Raw genomic sequence first — 15542 nt, 5'->3', positions numbered from 1 at the left:
CCCATGAATCATTTTGAGTTGTTCCAATTACCCGAAGCACTCGATATAGATTTAGCAGCTTTAAAAAAACAGTTTTTAAGTTTGCAACAGCAATATCACCCAGATAAAGCCACTGACAAAGATCAGGCATTGATCAAGTCGAGCGAAATCAATCAAGCATTTAAAGTACTTTCACAAGTTGATAGTCGTGCTGCGTATCTGCTTGCCTTAAAAAAACAAGATCATCATCTGGATCAATCCATTAGTGATTTTGAATTTTTGCAATCTGCACTCGAAATGCGTGAACAATTAGATGAAGCAACATCTACAGAGCAATTAAATACGTTAAAAGTTGAAATTCAACAGTGGATCGATGGTCTAGTTCGCGAATTTAAAATTGATTTTGCTGACGAAGACTGGGCAGAAGCACGTGATACCGTTCGTAAATTACGTTTTTTCCAACGTGTTATGAATGATATTGATAAAGCTGAAGATCGCATATTGGACGAAGAAGAAAGCTTCGACCTCGATGATGATTTTTAATCCGCTGTTACCGATTATTTTCAAGGGATACCGCACGCATGGCGCTTTTGCAAATTGCTGAACCAGGTCAAGCTACTGCCCCGCATCAACATCGTATTGCGATCGGCATTGACTTAGGGACAACCCACTCTTTAGTGGCGACAGTGCTATCGGGAAAACCGAAAGTTCTACAAGATGACAAAGACCGAGTATTACTGCCGTCTATTGTTCACTATGCAAAGGATGCAACCACGTTTGGCTATGAAGCTAAACCTTTTATGCTGACTGATCCTAAAAATACAGTTGTTTCAGTAAAACGCTTTATGGGTCGCTCGCAAGCAGATATCAAATTCCAGCATCCCTACACACTCGTAGGTGCAGAAAATGAAATGCCGGCATTTGAAACCGCTGCTGGTCGTAAAACACCAGTCGAAATTTCTGCTGAAATTTTAAAACAGTTAAAAGATCGTGCTGAAGCAAGTCTAAGCAACCCTGTAAATGGTGCGGTGATTACCGTTCCTGCTTATTTTGATGAAGCACAACGTCAAGCCACACGTGATGCTGCTCAACTCGCAGGCTTAAATGTTTTACGTTTATTAAACGAACCTACAGCAGCCGCTGTTGCGTATGGATTAGATCAAGATACTAATCTAAGTACTGACCGTAACTACGTCATTTACGATCTAGGTGGTGGTACTTTCGACGTATCAATTTTACGTTTTTCGCAAGGCGTATTTGAAGTTCTTGCAACAGGTGGGCACACGGCCCTTGGTGGTGATGACCTTGATCGCTTAATCGTAAAATGGGCGAAAAAACAGCTCAATATCGATACTTTAAGTGATGAAGAATACGCTGTTTTCATCATGGCCGCACGTCAAGCCAAAGAACATTTAACAGACCATGATTCTACTGAATTAAAACTATTGGATGATCGTCTGACTTTAGATCGTTCAACTTTTGAATCCATTATTCAAGTTGCACTCGATAAAACCATGAGCGTGTGCAAACGTGTATTACGTGATGCTAAGCTTGAACTTGACGACATTGAACATGTGGTTCTTGTTGGTGGTTCTACGCGCTCTTATGCAGTACAAAAAGCGGTACGTGAATTATTTGAGCGTGAACCACTTTGTACCATCAACCCTGATGAAGTGGTTGCGATTGGCGCATCAATTACTGCAAACCAGCTCATTGGCAATAGTCAAGATGGTTCTTTACTACTGGATGTGACCCCGCTCTCTCTTGGTCTTGAAACCATGGGCGGTTTGGTTGAACGTCTGATTTCACGTAATACAGCGATTCCTGTTGCACGCCGTCAAGAATTTACCACTTATCAAGATGGCCAAACCGCGATGTTGATTCATGTGGTTCAAGGTGAACGTGATCTGGTTGAGCATTGCCGTTCATTGGGCCGCTTTGTATTACATGGCATCCCACCAATGACTGCTGGTCAAGCGCGTATTGAAGTAACGTTCCAAGTCGATGCTGATGGTTTATTAACGGTTTCAGCGAAAGAAACCACTTCTGGTGTTCAGGCGCAAATCGATATCAAACCATCTTACGGCCTATCTTCAGCAGATACTGAGCGCTTACTGGTTGAAGGTTTCCAATACGCAGAAGAAGATAAACATCTTCGTCACTTGCAAGAAACCAAAGTTGAAGCACAACGTGAGTTGGAGGCTTTAGAGCAAGCGTTAAAAGCAGATACTGATTTGCTCTCTCAGCAACAAGCTCGTGACTTAATTCTTGCTGCCGAAGCGTTAAAAGCCCGTCTTAAAACAGATGAGCTAGCAGCGATTGAACACGCCGTTCAACAACTTAAAATTCATAGCGATGCCTTTGCTGCGCTTCGTATGAACCGACATATTGACCATGCCTTAAAAGGTACGAAACTTGAAGATTGGTCAAACTCAAACTAAAGGTATAGGTGATCAATATGCCACGTATTAAAGTTCTTCCTCATGCACAAATTTGCCCTGAAGGTGCAGAATTTGAAGTCGAACATAACGCCAATTTATGCCAAAGTTTATTAAAAAATGGCATTAAAATTGAACATGCTTGTGACATGTCAGCAGCATGTACGACCTGCCATGTGGTTGTGCGTAAAGGCTTTGACAGCCTTGAAGAGATGAATGATGTAGAAGCTGACTTGCTTGACCGCGCATGGGGCTTAGAACCAGATTCTCGCCTGTCTTGCCAAGTAGAGATTGTTGATGAAGATTTAGAAATCGAGATTCCTAAATACACCATCAACCATGCTTCGGAAAATCATTAACGATATCTAAATCGATTAATTTCCAAAGTTCAAATAAAAACTCTTCGTTCACGAGGAGTTTTTTATTTATTAAGAAAAATAAATAAACACAGCAAAATCACGGCTAAAAAGGGCAAGAAAAACCAACTAAGTTTAGTTTTTGATGAACTTGTAACAGCAGATTCTCGCGGTATTTGTTCTTCAAAAATTTGAGGTAATTTAGGTTGAAGTAGAATTTCTTCTAAATATACTTTATTCGTAATCTTATTAAGAACTTCTTTCTCCACATCATATAAACCACCACCATTTTCTCGTGCAGCCAGTTCCAGCCACTTATCTTTAAAGAAGTTATTTGGCCAAAAATAAGATGGTAAAGGCATAATATAATTGGGGTTTTGCTCTGACACAATGATTGGAAAAACCTTCATTGCAAGAAGCCCACCTGGTAAATGTCGATACTCAAACCACATGGAGGACATCTTTAAAGGTAAAGTCGCTAAACTTTGGGGAAAAGGATAATTAAATACCCGTGTAAATTCATTGGTCAAATGCGCTGCATAATTCTGTTGATCCAAGACATTTGGAGTAGTCCCTTTTAGGGAAAATAGCTGTTCTGCCGCTTCCAAAAGTTGAACTGGTTGCATTTTCCCTAATGGATCATATACAACCTCTCCAGCACAAGATATCCACTCAGGTTCAAATAAATTCCTATTCGCTTGTACCAATGATGCCCAGACAATTTTACCCGTCGTATATAACGTAGGCATTGCTTTGATTTGACCATAAAGCGGATCATCATACATCCACATAGAAGGTGCTACCTGTAAATACGGTCTTAATGGCTTTGGTAATTTTAAGATTAAATCCTTAATATCCAAATCATCCAGCATCGCCGTATTTAGGTTTTCTATCACTTGCTGCATTTTTTATTTATTCTCTTTATTAGAATTAAGATGTCAACAAAACTTTGGTACGATTCTTTCCAAGAAACCATACAACGATTGTTCCACTAGAAATAACAGTTTGAACTAAAAAAATTATACTGAGGATTATCTAACTTCATCATCCAAAGTCAGTTTTGGGATACCCTGAGCATTGGTAATTTTTTGCTGGGTTTTGATCCGCTGAACCATGTTTTCCAATATCTCTACCAGTTCAGGATATTCATAGTTCTGCACTTCTTCCAGATTTAAGACCAAATGGAAACCTTTATAATCGAAATCAAACCATTTTTGCGTATCTGATTTCTTGCCTGTGAATTTCTCCATCACCTGCCAAGTTTTAACTGGACCTTGAATACCCTTTAAATAAATTGGCACTTTAGGTACACACAAAAACTCATTTTTAATCAGCTGATGGGTGTCATCAGCAATCAGGATTTCATCAACTTCAGCTGCAGACTGCAAACGCGCTGTCAAATTTACATCACGCCCCACAATGGTATAGGCCATACGATGAGAAGCACCATAGTTACCAACGTGACAATAACCTGTACTAATACCCATACGGATATGCAAAGCAGGATAACCCATTTTCTTCCAACGTTCGCGTAACAATTTCATTTGTTGACGCATCGCAATGGCCATTTCTACACAAGATTTTGCATCTTGCTCGACACCTTGCGAGTTTGGATCACCAAAGAAAATCAGAATCGCATCACCCATAAACTTGTCGACTGTCGCTTCATACTGTTTTGCAATTTCAGTCATATGACTCAAATAATCATTCAGCAAGAAGGCTAAATCATCTGGGATTAAGGTTTCAGAAAGCTCAGTAAAACCTTGAATATCTGAGAAGAAAATGGTTAATTTTTTACGCTTATATTCAATTTTTGCCTCTGCTTCGCCGCGCATAATTGACTGCCACAACTGCAGTGGCGCATAACGGCTGAGCTGGTTCGCAAAAGCGATATAACGCGTCATTTGATTATGATAATGCTGGCGTTGTTGACCCAGAATATTCAAGCGACGGTGCTGGTAATAGTTACCAATCACAATAAACATCATCAAACCAAGCAGGCTAACGACTGTTAATTCAGGATTGGTCGGTTCAAAATATTCTTCAGCGCCAAAAATTACAAAAGTACTGAAATAGAAAACAATGACGCCAATCAAACCGATTAAACAAGAGACTGGCAGAGAAATTTTGTTGTTCAATCCCACATAGAGCAATCCGAATAGAATCGTAAAGGTAGGAACTAAACTGAGGTGCAATGCAGCGAGAACCAGCGCAATAATCACAGCCTCGTTGCCGAAAAGAACATTTTTTTCTATTTTTTTATCAAACTTATATTGCAGCCATTTTTCTAAACGGGGACAAAGCAGAAAATAAATAAGCAATAAAGGAAGAAGGTAGAGTTGATAGCTAGCACTAGTTGAGGTAAATGTATAAATTACCAGAATTAGTGACAGAATCGAATATCCCATCAAACGATGAAAATAAGCAAACTGTCTAGGTTCTTTATCAATCAACCTATCTAGTGGCACTCTATCCTCCTTTTTTTATTATAGAATACTGTATTTATTCTATTTTCTGGATCAGTCCATACGCCAATCAAATGGCATATCACCCTGTCCACGCAATGCCAGCATTAACGTTTGACGCATGTGCGCAAGTACTTCATTGCTATAAGGCACCGCTGGTGTTCCCCACACTGGCTTAGGCCATGCAACATCATTTTGATAACGTACCACATGATGAAAATGAAGCTGCGGAACAACGTTTCCTAAAGCCGCGACATTCATCTTGTCTGCACGGAATACACGTGACAATTGGCTTGATAACCAGCTCGATTCACGTAAAAACTGTTCTTGGTCTGCTTGGCTTAATTCATATAATTCTGTGACACCTGGAACACGCGGAATCAGGATCAACCAAGGAAATTGCATATCATTCATTAAACGACATGTTGAAAGCGGGAAGTCGCCTACAAAAAATGTATCTTGAGCAAGTTGTGGATGCAAACTAAACATATCTTTATAAATGATGCAGAATAATGATGATCAATACTATCACATCAGTTTTGATGTGAATATTATTAGTAACCCGTTTGATTACAAATAACAATGATTTTCCTCATTTATTGCATGAACATCTGATCAAAAACAGAAATGCATTTGCTAAAAAACAGAACTTGCTCAATTAACCATCAAATCAAGTGCTTAAAAGCCTCAATTTAACTCATTCAATAACTTATTCAATAAGTCCACAATAAACTGAATCCGTTTATCGTACTCTGCCAATTGCACCATCACTTTCAAGCGTTGACCCCCTTCCATACGGTAATAGGTCGGATTTTTCTGTATCAGTTGAATGATACTGATCGCCTGTACGGGGGTATCAGGCGCAAACTCGATATACCCCCCATTACTATTGATGTCAATTTTGGTAATACCCAACTGCTCTGCACGTAAGCGTAGCTGATGCACACTAAACAATTGCTTCACAGGCTGTGGCGGAATACCAAAACGATCAATCAGCTCCATACGGATATTATCGAGCTTCTCTTGGCTATCGGTATTACTGATACGTTTATAGAACAGCAAACGTTGATGGACATCACCCAAGTAGTCATCAGGGATCAACGCAGGCATATGCAAGTTAATTTCGGCAGTTAATGACAAGGGAGCATCAAAATTAGGTGTTTTGCCTTTTTGAATGGCTTTGGTCGCTTTTTCGAGCATCTCCATATACAGACTATAACCAATCGCTTGCATCGAACCACTTTGCTGCTCACCGAGTAATTCACCCGCACCTCGAATCTCCAAGTCTTCAGTTGCAAGCATGAATCCTGCGCCAAGCGTTGAAGCACGTTGAATGGCATCTAAACGTTTTTCGGCATCACCTTTGAGATGCTTGATCGATGGAACCAATAAATAGGCATAGGCTTGATGATGCGAACGTCCGACACGACCACGCAATTGATGTAATTGCGCAAGTCCTAATTTATCTGCACGCTCAATGATGATGGTATTTGCATTCGGGACATCAATACCAGTTTCGATAATCGTTGAGCATACTAGAACGTTATATTCTTTGTGATAGAACTGCTGCATTACCTGCTCAAGTTCGCGTTCACGCATTTGCCCGTGCGCTACGGCTACCCGTGCTTCTGGCACTAAATTACGAATGGTTTCAGCGGCGCGTTCAATGGTATCCACCTCATTGTGTAACAAGTACACCTGACCACCACGTAATAACTCACGTAAAATCGCTTCCTTGACCGAATCATCGGTATGTTCTTGTACAAAGGTTTTCACTGCTAATCGGCGTGCTGGTGGTGTTGCGATAATCGAAAGATCGCGCATCCCAGAGAATGCCATATTCAGCGTCCGTGGAATCGGCGTCGCCGTTAAGGTCAACATATCGACATCAGCACGTAAGGCTTTAATCCGTTCTTTATCACGAACACCAAAACGATGTTCCTCATCGACAATCATGAGTCCAAGATTCTTGAACTGGATGTTTTCTTGCAGGATTTTATGCGTTCCCACCACGATATCGACTTTACCTTCGGCAAGATCTTCAATGATTTTTAGGTGAGTTTTATTGCTACCAAAGCGAGACAATACTTCAATACGTACCGCTGTATCTGCAAAGCGATCTTTAAATGACTCATAATGTTGCTGCGCCAATAGCGTCGTCGGTACCAGTACTGCAACTTGCTTATTATTTTGTGCCGCAACAAAGGCTGCACGCATCGCCACTTCGGTTTTACCAAAGCCCACATCACCACAAACCAAGCGATCCATCGGTTTAGCAAGCTGCATATCATGGATGGTTGCTTCAATCGCATTGGCTTGGTCTAAAGTCTCTTCATAGGCAAAGCCACTGGAGAATTGCATATATCCTGTATGATCAAGTTCAAAGGCAAAACCAGGTTTAGATTGACGGCGGGCCTGAATATGCAATAACTCTGCGGCAACATCATGGATTTGCTCCAAAGCTTTGCGCTTCGCTTTGCTCCAAGTATCCGTTCCCAATTTATGCAATGGGGCTAAATCAGGATCACCACCACTATAGCGGCTGATCAGATGTAAATTGGTTACAGGCACATAGACTTTAGCGCCATCAGCATAATCAAGCTGCAAGAACTCATAATCCTGCTCATCGATTTCTAGAGTAATTAAACCTGCATAACGTCCTACACCATGATCAATATGCACCACAGGTGCACCAATACTGAGCTCAGTTAAACTACGGATCAAGAACTCTTCAGATACTTCTTGCTGGCGTTTACGGCGGCGTTGTACCACACGGTGTTCATAAAGCTGGTTTTCTGAAATTACTGAAAGCTGATTACTCAGCAACAAACCGCGATCTAGTGGTGCATTGGTAATGGCAACCTGTAATTTGTCTTTTTGGAATTGAGCAAAACTATCTACATTTTGAATTTCACCCAAAACACCACGCAGTGCATCTTTTAGCGTTTCTCGACGGCCCGCACTCTCTGCCACCAATAAAACAGGATGCTTGGCTTGGTCGATATAATGCTTTACTGCTTGGAAAGGTTGTTCTTTTTTCGGATCAACTGCCAGTTTAGGCGGTTGTTCAGCGGCGATATTGAGTACACCCGCCTTGGCCTCAAAAGCTTCAGCTGAAGCCAAAATGCGAGGGAATTGATTTAATGCCTGTAAAACATGGTTAGGCATTAAAAATAATTCTTCTGGTGGCAGAATTGGTTGATCAATGTTATGACGTCGATCTTCATAACGACGCATTACTTCTTTCCAGAAGTTAATTAAATCATCTTCAATGTCACTATTTGTAATGACAACGCAATTATTTGGTAAGTATGTCGTCAACATACTTTGCGCTTCCATCACCTTCTTTTCAAAGAATAATGGCAAATAAAACTCTAAACCAGGTGTTGCAATTCCTTCCAAGACATCCTGATAAACTGGGTTTTTCTTGGGATTTGCGGTCGGGAAGCTTTCTGCATAGCGATCTCTAAAAGTAGAGCGCCCCTCTTTTAGTGGAAATTCTTTTGCAGGTAAAACAGTAAAGTTTTTTAAGGATTCCGTCGTTCTTTGAGTTTCTGGGTCAAAGAATTTTAGGCTTTCAATTTCATCATCAAATAAATCAATTCGAATCGGTTGATCTTGTCCTGATGCAAAAATATCCATGATGCTACCGCGAACTGCAAATTCGCCATGATCATAAACGGTGTCAACTAAACGGTAGCCTGCTTGAACCAATTGTTTCTTTTGTACTTCGAGGTCTAACTTCTGCCCTACTTTAATATCAAAGTGTTCGCCCACGACCCACGAATAAGGTGCAACTCGTTGCGCTAAGGTACTGGCAGAAAGCAATAAAATGCCTTTCTGAGGCATATTCGATAAAATTGCCAAACGTTCCGAAACAATGTCTTGATGTGGAGACAAACGGTCATAAGGCAGGATTTCCCAATCGGGGAAAATGACAGGCTTGATCCCGTAAAATTCAAGTTCGCTTTCAAGTTGGGCAAGATGCTGATTATTTCTAGCAACAATGACGTATAGATTGGAACTTTGGGTGGCAATTTCTTTGAATAATAGTGCTGCAGATGATCCAAGTAAGGAACCGATCCAGCGTTTTTCACCCGCTTTAAATTGTTGTAGGTTTAATTGAGAGATTTCTTGTTGAAACATAGAGAAAATCATGCAATCTAAAAAGATAAGTTCCCTATTTTAGCATGATGTTTTTTGTGAATAGCAATTTTTTGCCTCGTCCTGACCGCAAAATTGTGTTTATAAAAGATCAAATCAAATTTTTATAAAGTAGCTGTGTTACTTAAAAGTCTGATTTTATAACCAGTCTTTAATGATATGAATTTGCTTTTTTACCTCTATGCTCAGATGAGAGCTGTTTTCAAGGGTCCACGTTTCATCACACCAATCACACGCATTATATAAATTCCCCATCCACGATGGATAATATGCGATGTTTACAGGAAGGTTTCTCGGTGCCCCTATAAAACCAATTTCTATGTTATTAAAAATTCGGCATAAATCAAAAGGTCTTATCTGACCATTTTTATAATGCTCTAAAATATTTAGAAAATAACGAGCCGTTAAAATTTCAGCCTCCACTGAATCTGCTGAAAAACTAGGATCGGTGGTTTGGATCAATTCAAGCAGTAAAGATTCCTGATTTACTGCGCTATCCAGTAGCTCAAAAAATTCGACCTCTATAATTTCATTATTTTCTATATACTCATTAATTCTTTTTAAGACCATTTCTTTTGGATAATCACCATAATAAATTTCGACAAAGAGTTCTTTAAAAGCCATGAAAATCCCTGTGTTCTAACTCTAAAGACTAACGGATATATATCTTTTAACTATGCAGATCTTACTTTCCAAGTGACGTTAAAATTTAAGTTTTACTTTACTTAGGCTATTTTCCTATTCAAATAAAAGAAAGCTCTCATAGAGCTTTCCTCTTTAAAACCTTGTTCTAAACATCAATTTTAAAACCTAAATTAACATCACAAGCCGCTTGTCCACCACGAACACCAAAATTCTCCGAGGGCAGTTCACGAAGCATAATTTTTACATGATCTTTGGGAATGCCTATCGGCTCAAGATTATGCACAATCAATTTATAAAGCTGACGCTTAGCATCTAAAGAGCGCCCAAGAAATGCATCAATACTAATCAAGGTATAGCATTCAGGTTTAGCCTTTTCTGGCGGACATTGAAAGCGATGTGCTTCATGTACAATTAAACGTACATTTCGATCACTAGCCATGATTTTAAAAGCATCTCTGAGTGCAGTATGCACTGCCTCCATGATCTCCAGTTCAATTGTGACTGGATATTGTTGCCTAACTTCAATCAGTACACTTGGCATATTTTTATTCTCCTACGATCTAGCGTCATGAAATATTGGTATTGTTACTTATATTTTTTAAAACTTGCTCTCAAGATATTAAATAAACTAAAGCGATCTGACTTTATAGATACTGTAATCAAACGATGTTTATCATTTGGCAATAAAAAAGCACTCTTCAGAAAATTCCGAAGAATGCTTTTCATCAATGATTATGATGATGCGAGTTTTGCATTTGGGAAATAACGCCCTTCTACAAGGTCATAACACCACTGGAAAATAAATGTATAGACCAAGATACACATGGTCAAACCGAAATCGAGAATTAATGCCTCGATAAAACTCATCTTCATCAAGTACGCAATAATTGGAATCGTTGCAAGCATCAAGCCGCCTTCAAACCCAATTGCATGCAGAATACGGACTGGAATCGTTCTTTTCCACTGATATTTATGTTCCACTTTTTCAAAGTAATGGTTAAAGATCATATTCCAGAACACTGAAATGACCGCCATGATCGTACCCAGAATCCCCGTGACTTCTAGTGGCATACTAAAAATAAAGCTTAACGCAATTGCGATGATGACCAATAAAATCACTTCATAGCTAATTGCATGAACGAGTCTTCTTTTGGAAATCAACATTTAATAACACTCTTTTATTTGGATTGAAGCTATTTTATTTTTATAATTTTGATTAATCCAATCAGATTCTTTCAGTATTTTTGACAGATGAATATTAATCAAGAACAACTCATCATGTTTCAAACCGTGATTGAAACAGGCTCTTTCTCTGCCGCAGCCCGTAAATTAGGCAAGGTTCCCTCTGCTGTAAGCATGTCGATTGCCAATTTAGAAATTGATCTCAATCTTAATTTGTTTGAACGAGTCGGACGTGAACCCATTCCAACAGCAGAAGCCACCGTTCTCTACGAAAAGACACAACAATTATTGATTGAAATAAATCAATGGAAACAACATGCTCATGCTTTGAGTACGGGTTTGGAGTCGACTCTCAATATCGTTGTGGTGTCTGAGCTGCTCTATACCAACTGGACCGACTACATTACCTTGCTTGAACAGCGTTTTCCAAGTCTGGCTATTAATATCTTTTCTGCTCCACAAGAAGATGCCTTGCAGATGCTGCTCGATCAATCTGCACAACTTGCCTTGATGTTTGAACGTGAACAATTAGATAGCCGTGAACAATTTGTGGAACTAAAAAGAGAGGCACTTGTTCCTGTCATTGCTAAAAATCATTCTTTAGCACAACTCGATCATGTATCTTTTGAACAAATCGTACAAACACGCCAAATTGTAGTTGCAAGCCGTGATCATACCATCAAGCCTGAATTGCTTTATTCAAAAGACTATTGGCGTACTGATAATCACCACTCCGCTTGTATGATGATTATGCGCAACTTAGGTTGGGGTGTTCTCCCATTACAAATGTTCAATGAGAATCCAGAGCTTAAGAAAAAGCTTAAGATTTTAGAAATGTATGACTTCACGCCCAAATTTGAATACTACGTCGATCTGGTTTGGAGCCGTGAAAGTGAGTTAGGTCTCGCTGCAAAATACTTAATTGACCATATTCGACAACAGCGCCAAAAAAATGAGACATAACTGCAAGTACAGACAGGATGAACAATTCTGCAAATAAATGCAGGGCTTTGCTTTCACCCAGATTGTGTTATAACAGAAGTTACCAATAATATTGTTTATGTAAGAACGCTATATCAATGACTCAGACAGCATTACACCAATTAAAAAATTTAACCACCGTTGTTGCAGATAGTAGTGATCTAGAGGCGATCGAAAAATTTCGTCCACTCGATGCAACAACCAATCCTTCACTCATCACAGCTGCAGCTGAACAACCTGAAAGCCGAGAACTGATAGAAGATGCATATACCCAAGCCAAGCAAGAAGGCTATCATAGTGATGAACTGATTGAACGCACGATTGATATTTTGACTGTGAAGTTTGGTGTCGAAATTTTAAAATTGATCGATGGTCGTGTTTCTACCGAAGTAGATGCTTCTCTTTCTTACAATACGGAAGCAACAATTGCCAAAGCTCGTGAGTTATCTCAGCTCTATCAAGGTTACGGCATTGAACAATCCCGTATCCTGATTAAGATCGCGTCAACATGGGAAGGTATTCAAGCTGCAAAAGTGCTTGAAGCTGAAGGTATTCCATGTAACCTGACTTTATTGTTTGGCTTACATCAAGCACAGGCTTGTGCTGATGCGAAAGTCACGCTGATCTCACCTTTCGTAGGTCGTATTTTGGATTGGTATAAAAAAGCTGAAGGTGTTGAGCAATATCCAATTGCCAAAGATCCTGGCGTGCTCTCTGTGAAGAAAATTTATAATTACTACAAACAGCATGCAATTCCAACTCAAGTAATGGGCGCAAGCTTCCGCAGTACTGCACAAGTGCTTGGTTTAGCAGGTTGTGACTTACTTACCATCGCCCCAAATCTGTTGGCACAGTTAGAACAAGACCTACAGCTTGTTGAACCTCAACTGAGTGCCGAATTTGCGCAACAAGCAGAAAAAATTGAACGCCCAGCACAAAGCAAAGAGAGTTTTAAAGCTGAACTTGAACAAGATTTGATGGCTTTCCAATTACTACAAGGCGGTATAGATGGCTTTATCAAGGCACGTGATCAACTGAGTTTATTGCTGCGCCAATCTTTTGGAATTGATGCTGAAATCAAACCATAATTAGTCGATTTTTCACCAATAAAAACCGATTTTTGTTATATTAGCGAAAATCGGTTTTTTAATGAGTTCATTGTGTTCGGTATAACAGATTTAACCACTTATATTATTGGTACAATCTTAATTGTGTTATTACCTGGCCCTAACTCTCTCTATGTCATGTCCGTAGCTTCCCGTTATGGCATTCGTACTGGTTACGCGGCAGCTTGTGGAGTATTTACAGGAGATTCTATTTTAATCCTGTGTACGGTATTAGGTGCAGCATCCTTACTCAAAGCCTTCCCGATCCTGTTTATTATTCTTAAATTAACAGGGGCATGTTATCTCGCATACTTAGGTTTTAAATTATTACAAGGTGCCTATCAAACTTGGAATAAGCCGCCACATCATGCCGAGCTAGCTGATTTACCTAAACTTGATCAGGTTCATCCTTACCGTACGGCACTCAGTATCAGCTTACTTAACCCAAAAGCAATCTTATTTTTCCTGTCTTTCTTTGTGCAGTTTGTAGAACCAGATTACGCCTATCCTGCATTAAGCTTTTTGGTATTGGCGTTGATTGTCCAAATTGTAAGTTTTAGCTATTTAACTGCCTTGATTTTCTCGGGGATTAAACTGGCCAGTTTTTTCAAACATAATTATAAGTTAGCAGCCGCGGGTATTTGTTTGGTCGGAATTTTATTCTTTGGTTTCGGTTTAAGATTGGCAACTTCGACGCTCACCTAAGCATAAAATTGATCGAATGATCAATTTATTCAATCACTTTAGAACTACGATTTAACCCATATTAACGATATACTTTTCAACAAATTTTAAACAAGTATAGATGCATAGATGCAACGTCTCCTCCAAGATTTTTCAATTCCAGCTGTTTTCGCTGGCTTTATTACTTTCTTAATCGGGATTAGTGTTTCCGCCATCCTCGTCATTCAAGGTGCGCAATCCTTAGGTGCCAATACCGCGCAAATCAGTTCTTGGTTTTGGGCATTGGGGCTTGCGATTGGTCTCTCGGGCTTGATTCTATCTTGGAAATATAAATATCCAGTTGCTACCGCATGGTCAACTCCGGGGATTGCACTGATCATTGCATCGACAGGACATTATGATTTGTATGAAGCGATTGGTGCCTTCCTGATCTGTGGTATTGCCATCGCAATTGTTGGATTTTCAGGAATCTTCCAAAAACTATTGGCCCATATTCCACAAAGTTTGACCTGTGCCATGCTAGCAGGGATTTTATTAAAATTTGGTATTCAGATATTTAGCAGCCTAGAAAGCCATCTTGGTTTTATCCTCAGTATGCTTGTGATCTATTTGGTTTCAAAACGCTTATTCCCTCGTTATAGCATTGTACTGACGGTGATTTTAGGCGCAGCAGTTTGCCCACTATTTATCGACTTTAAACTCCAATCGATCACATGGTCACTGACACAACCGGTATGGATGCAGCCCTCTTTTTCTTGGTCAGCCATCTTAGGATTAGCTTTGCCACTGTTTGTTATCAATATGACTTCACAAAACTTGCCAGGCATTGCCATGATTAAAAGCTATGGCTATCACCCGCATGTGAATCAGTTGGTCGGTTGGACTGGTGTTGCACATACTATTTTTGCACCTTTCGGCTGTTTCTCAATTAACTTGGCGGCAATTAGTGCAGCAGTGAGCTTAGATGATCAAGTACACCCTGACCCAAGCAAACGTTATATTGCAGGTATTAGCTGTGGTCTGTTCTATATCTTAATGGGGCTTTTTGCGGCAACCTTAGTTAGCCTACTGATGTCATTCCCACAAATCTTTATTGTGGCACTTGCTGGGATCGCTTTATTTGCGACAATTAGCCATAACATTGCAGTTGCTTTCTCCAATGTCGAAGAACGTGAAGCTGCGCTACTCACCTTTTTATGCAGTGCTTCTGGTATTCAATTCTGGGGCATTGGCTCAGCGTTTTGGGGTTTATTATTAGGTATCTTCGTATTGATGCTATTTAGATTTAAAGCAAAAAATAAGCCCTAGTTGAACTAGGGTCTGTTGACATTTCAGCCATGTCTTGCGTTATCAGCTAAAACGACATAAACAAGGCATGAAACGCAGGTAATGGTAGTCCCCTTGCCAAGTTTCATAACGCAGTTTAGGGAAGTTTTAGCTATAACCCTACGGGACAGAGACATTTTTTGTCGCTACTACGTTATGCCTTATTTATTTAGAATGACTAAATCTCATAAGCCATGCCTTGTATCGTCGAAAAAT

At 39.8% G+C, this 15542-nt stretch carries 14 protein-coding genes; 7 read left to right on the top strand and 7 right to left on the bottom strand.

Features of this window, described 5'->3' with window-relative positions; genetic code table 11:
- The first annotated feature begins 3 nt into the window (after positions 1 to 3).
- The 3 genes from hscB to fdx are packed head-to-tail and all read left to right on the top strand — an operon-like array spanning position 4 to position 2776.
- Complete coding sequence (gene hscB / locus F896_RS11935; RefSeq protein ID WP_005211737.1) at positions 4 to 522, top strand: Fe-S protein assembly co-chaperone HscB; 519 nt, start codon at positions 4 to 6, stop codon at positions 520 to 522.
- 38 nt (positions 523 to 560) lie between these two features.
- Positions 561 to 2420 (top strand): Fe-S protein assembly chaperone HscA, encoded by a 1860-nt coding sequence (gene hscA, locus F896_RS11940; protein WP_016163329.1) that lies wholly within the window; start codon positions 561 to 563, stop codon positions 2418 to 2420.
- A gap of 17 nt (positions 2421 to 2437) precedes the next feature.
- Positions 2438 to 2776, top strand: coding sequence for an ISC system 2Fe-2S type ferredoxin (gene fdx, locus F896_RS11945; protein ID WP_004652975.1), 339 nt, complete (start codon positions 2438 to 2440; stop codon positions 2774 to 2776).
- Between the two features lie 62 nt (positions 2777 to 2838).
- Here fdx and F896_RS11950 read toward each other — a convergent pair whose 3' ends face one another.
- From F896_RS11950 to aceI, 7 genes are all read right to left on the bottom strand, one after another.
- A complete protein-coding gene (locus F896_RS11950; protein WP_016163328.1) occupies positions 2839 to 3678 on the bottom strand; it encodes a hypothetical protein in 840 nt (279 codons plus the stop codon).
- Between the two features lie 126 nt (positions 3679 to 3804).
- Positions 3805 to 5241, bottom strand: a complete 1437-nt coding sequence (locus tag F896_RS11955; RefSeq protein WP_016163327.1) for an adenylate/guanylate cyclase domain-containing protein — start codon at positions 5239 to 5241, stop codon at positions 3805 to 3807.
- Between the two features lie 51 nt (positions 5242 to 5292).
- On the bottom strand, positions 5293 to 5727 hold the full coding sequence (locus F896_RS11960; RefSeq protein WP_004807988.1) for an HIT domain-containing protein: 435 nt from the start codon (positions 5725 to 5727) through the stop codon (positions 5293 to 5295).
- A gap of 198 nt (positions 5728 to 5925) precedes the next feature.
- Positions 5926 to 9384: a transcription-repair coupling factor gene (gene mfd, locus F896_RS11965; RefSeq protein WP_032882155.1), complete on the bottom strand. Its 3459-nt coding sequence runs from the start codon at positions 9382 to 9384 to the stop codon at positions 5926 to 5928.
- Positions 9385 to 9540: 156 nt separating this feature from the next.
- A complete protein-coding gene (locus F896_RS11970; protein ID WP_016163325.1) occupies positions 9541 to 10026 on the bottom strand; it encodes a hypothetical protein in 486 nt (161 codons plus the stop codon).
- Positions 10027 to 10192: 166 nt separating this feature from the next.
- Entirely contained in the window at positions 10193 to 10588 is a 396-nt protein-coding gene (locus F896_RS11975) for a tautomerase family protein (RefSeq protein WP_016163324.1), read from the bottom strand.
- 191 nt (positions 10589 to 10779) lie between these two features.
- The gene (aceI, locus tag F896_RS11980; protein WP_016163323.1) at positions 10780 to 11211 is read right to left on the bottom strand and encodes a chlorhexidine efflux PACE transporter AceI; all 432 of its coding nucleotides are present in this window, start codon (positions 11209 to 11211) and stop codon (positions 10780 to 10782) included.
- An 87-nt stretch (positions 11212 to 11298) separates the two neighbouring features.
- Here aceI and F896_RS11985 point away from each other — a divergent pair, with 87 nt between their 5' ends.
- The 4 genes from F896_RS11985 (at position 11299) to F896_RS12000 (ending at position 15308) form a co-directional block, all read left to right on the top strand.
- The gene (locus tag F896_RS11985) at positions 11299 to 12192 is read left to right on the top strand and encodes an HTH-type transcriptional regulator AceR (protein WP_016163322.1); all 894 of its coding nucleotides are present in this window, start codon (positions 11299 to 11301) and stop codon (positions 12190 to 12192) included.
- Between the two features lie 116 nt (positions 12193 to 12308).
- The gene (gene tal / locus F896_RS11990) at positions 12309 to 13298 is read left to right on the top strand and encodes a transaldolase (RefSeq protein WP_016163321.1); all 990 of its coding nucleotides are present in this window, start codon (positions 12309 to 12311) and stop codon (positions 13296 to 13298) included.
- A 72-nt stretch (positions 13299 to 13370) separates the two neighbouring features.
- On the top strand, positions 13371 to 14021 hold the full coding sequence (gene leuE, locus F896_RS11995) for a leucine efflux protein LeuE (protein WP_004807998.1): 651 nt from the start codon (positions 13371 to 13373) through the stop codon (positions 14019 to 14021).
- 108 nt (positions 14022 to 14129) lie between these two features.
- Positions 14130 to 15308, top strand: a complete 1179-nt coding sequence (locus F896_RS12000; RefSeq protein WP_016163320.1) for a benzoate/H(+) symporter BenE family transporter — start codon at positions 14130 to 14132, stop codon at positions 15306 to 15308.
- The last annotated feature ends 234 nt before the right edge of the window (positions 15309 to 15542 follow it).

The sequence above is a fragment of the Acinetobacter genomosp. 15BJ genome, from assembly GCF_000400715.1.
Lineage (GTDB): Bacteria > Pseudomonadota > Gammaproteobacteria > Pseudomonadales > Moraxellaceae > Acinetobacter.
This window is presented reverse-complemented; position numbering and strand designations above follow the sequence as displayed.

Bases quoted from the DNA above. Each gene is read 5' to 3' on its own strand.
- fdx (WP_004652975.1), top strand. From the start codon at position 2,438: ATGCCACGTATTAAAGTTCTTCCTCATGCACAAATTTGCCCTGAAGGT.
- tal (WP_016163321.1), top strand. From the start codon at position 12,309: ATGACTCAGACAGCATTACACCAATTAAAAAATTTAACCACCGTTGTT.
- hscB (WP_005211737.1), top strand. From the start codon at position 4: ATGAATCATTTTGAGTTGTTCCAATTACCCGAAGCACTCGATATAGAT.
- F896_RS12000 (WP_016163320.1), top strand. From the start codon at position 14,130: ATGCAACGTCTCCTCCAAGATTTTTCAATTCCAGCTGTTTTCGCTGGC.
- F896_RS11960 (WP_004807988.1), bottom strand. From the start codon at position 5,727: ATGTTTAGTTTGCATCCACAACTTGCTCAAGATACATTTTTTGTAGGC.
- F896_RS11985 (WP_016163322.1), top strand. From the start codon at position 11,299: ATGAATATTAATCAAGAACAACTCATCATGTTTCAAACCGTGATTGAA.
- hscA (WP_016163329.1), top strand. From the start codon at position 561: ATGGCGCTTTTGCAAATTGCTGAACCAGGTCAAGCTACTGCCCCGCAT.
- F896_RS11970 (WP_016163325.1), bottom strand. From the start codon at position 10,026: ATGGCTTTTAAAGAACTCTTTGTCGAAATTTATTATGGTGATTATCCA.
- mfd (WP_032882155.1), bottom strand. From the start codon at position 9,384: ATGTTTCAACAAGAAATCTCTCAATTAAACCTACAACAATTTAAAGCG.
- aceI (WP_016163323.1), bottom strand. From the start codon at position 11,211: ATGTTGATTTCCAAAAGAAGACTCGTTCATGCAATTAGCTATGAAGTG.
- F896_RS11975 (WP_016163324.1), bottom strand. From the start codon at position 10,588: ATGCCAAGTGTACTGATTGAAGTTAGGCAACAATATCCAGTCACAATT.
- F896_RS11950 (WP_016163328.1), bottom strand. From the start codon at position 3,678: ATGCAGCAAGTGATAGAAAACCTAAATACGGCGATGCTGGATGATTTG.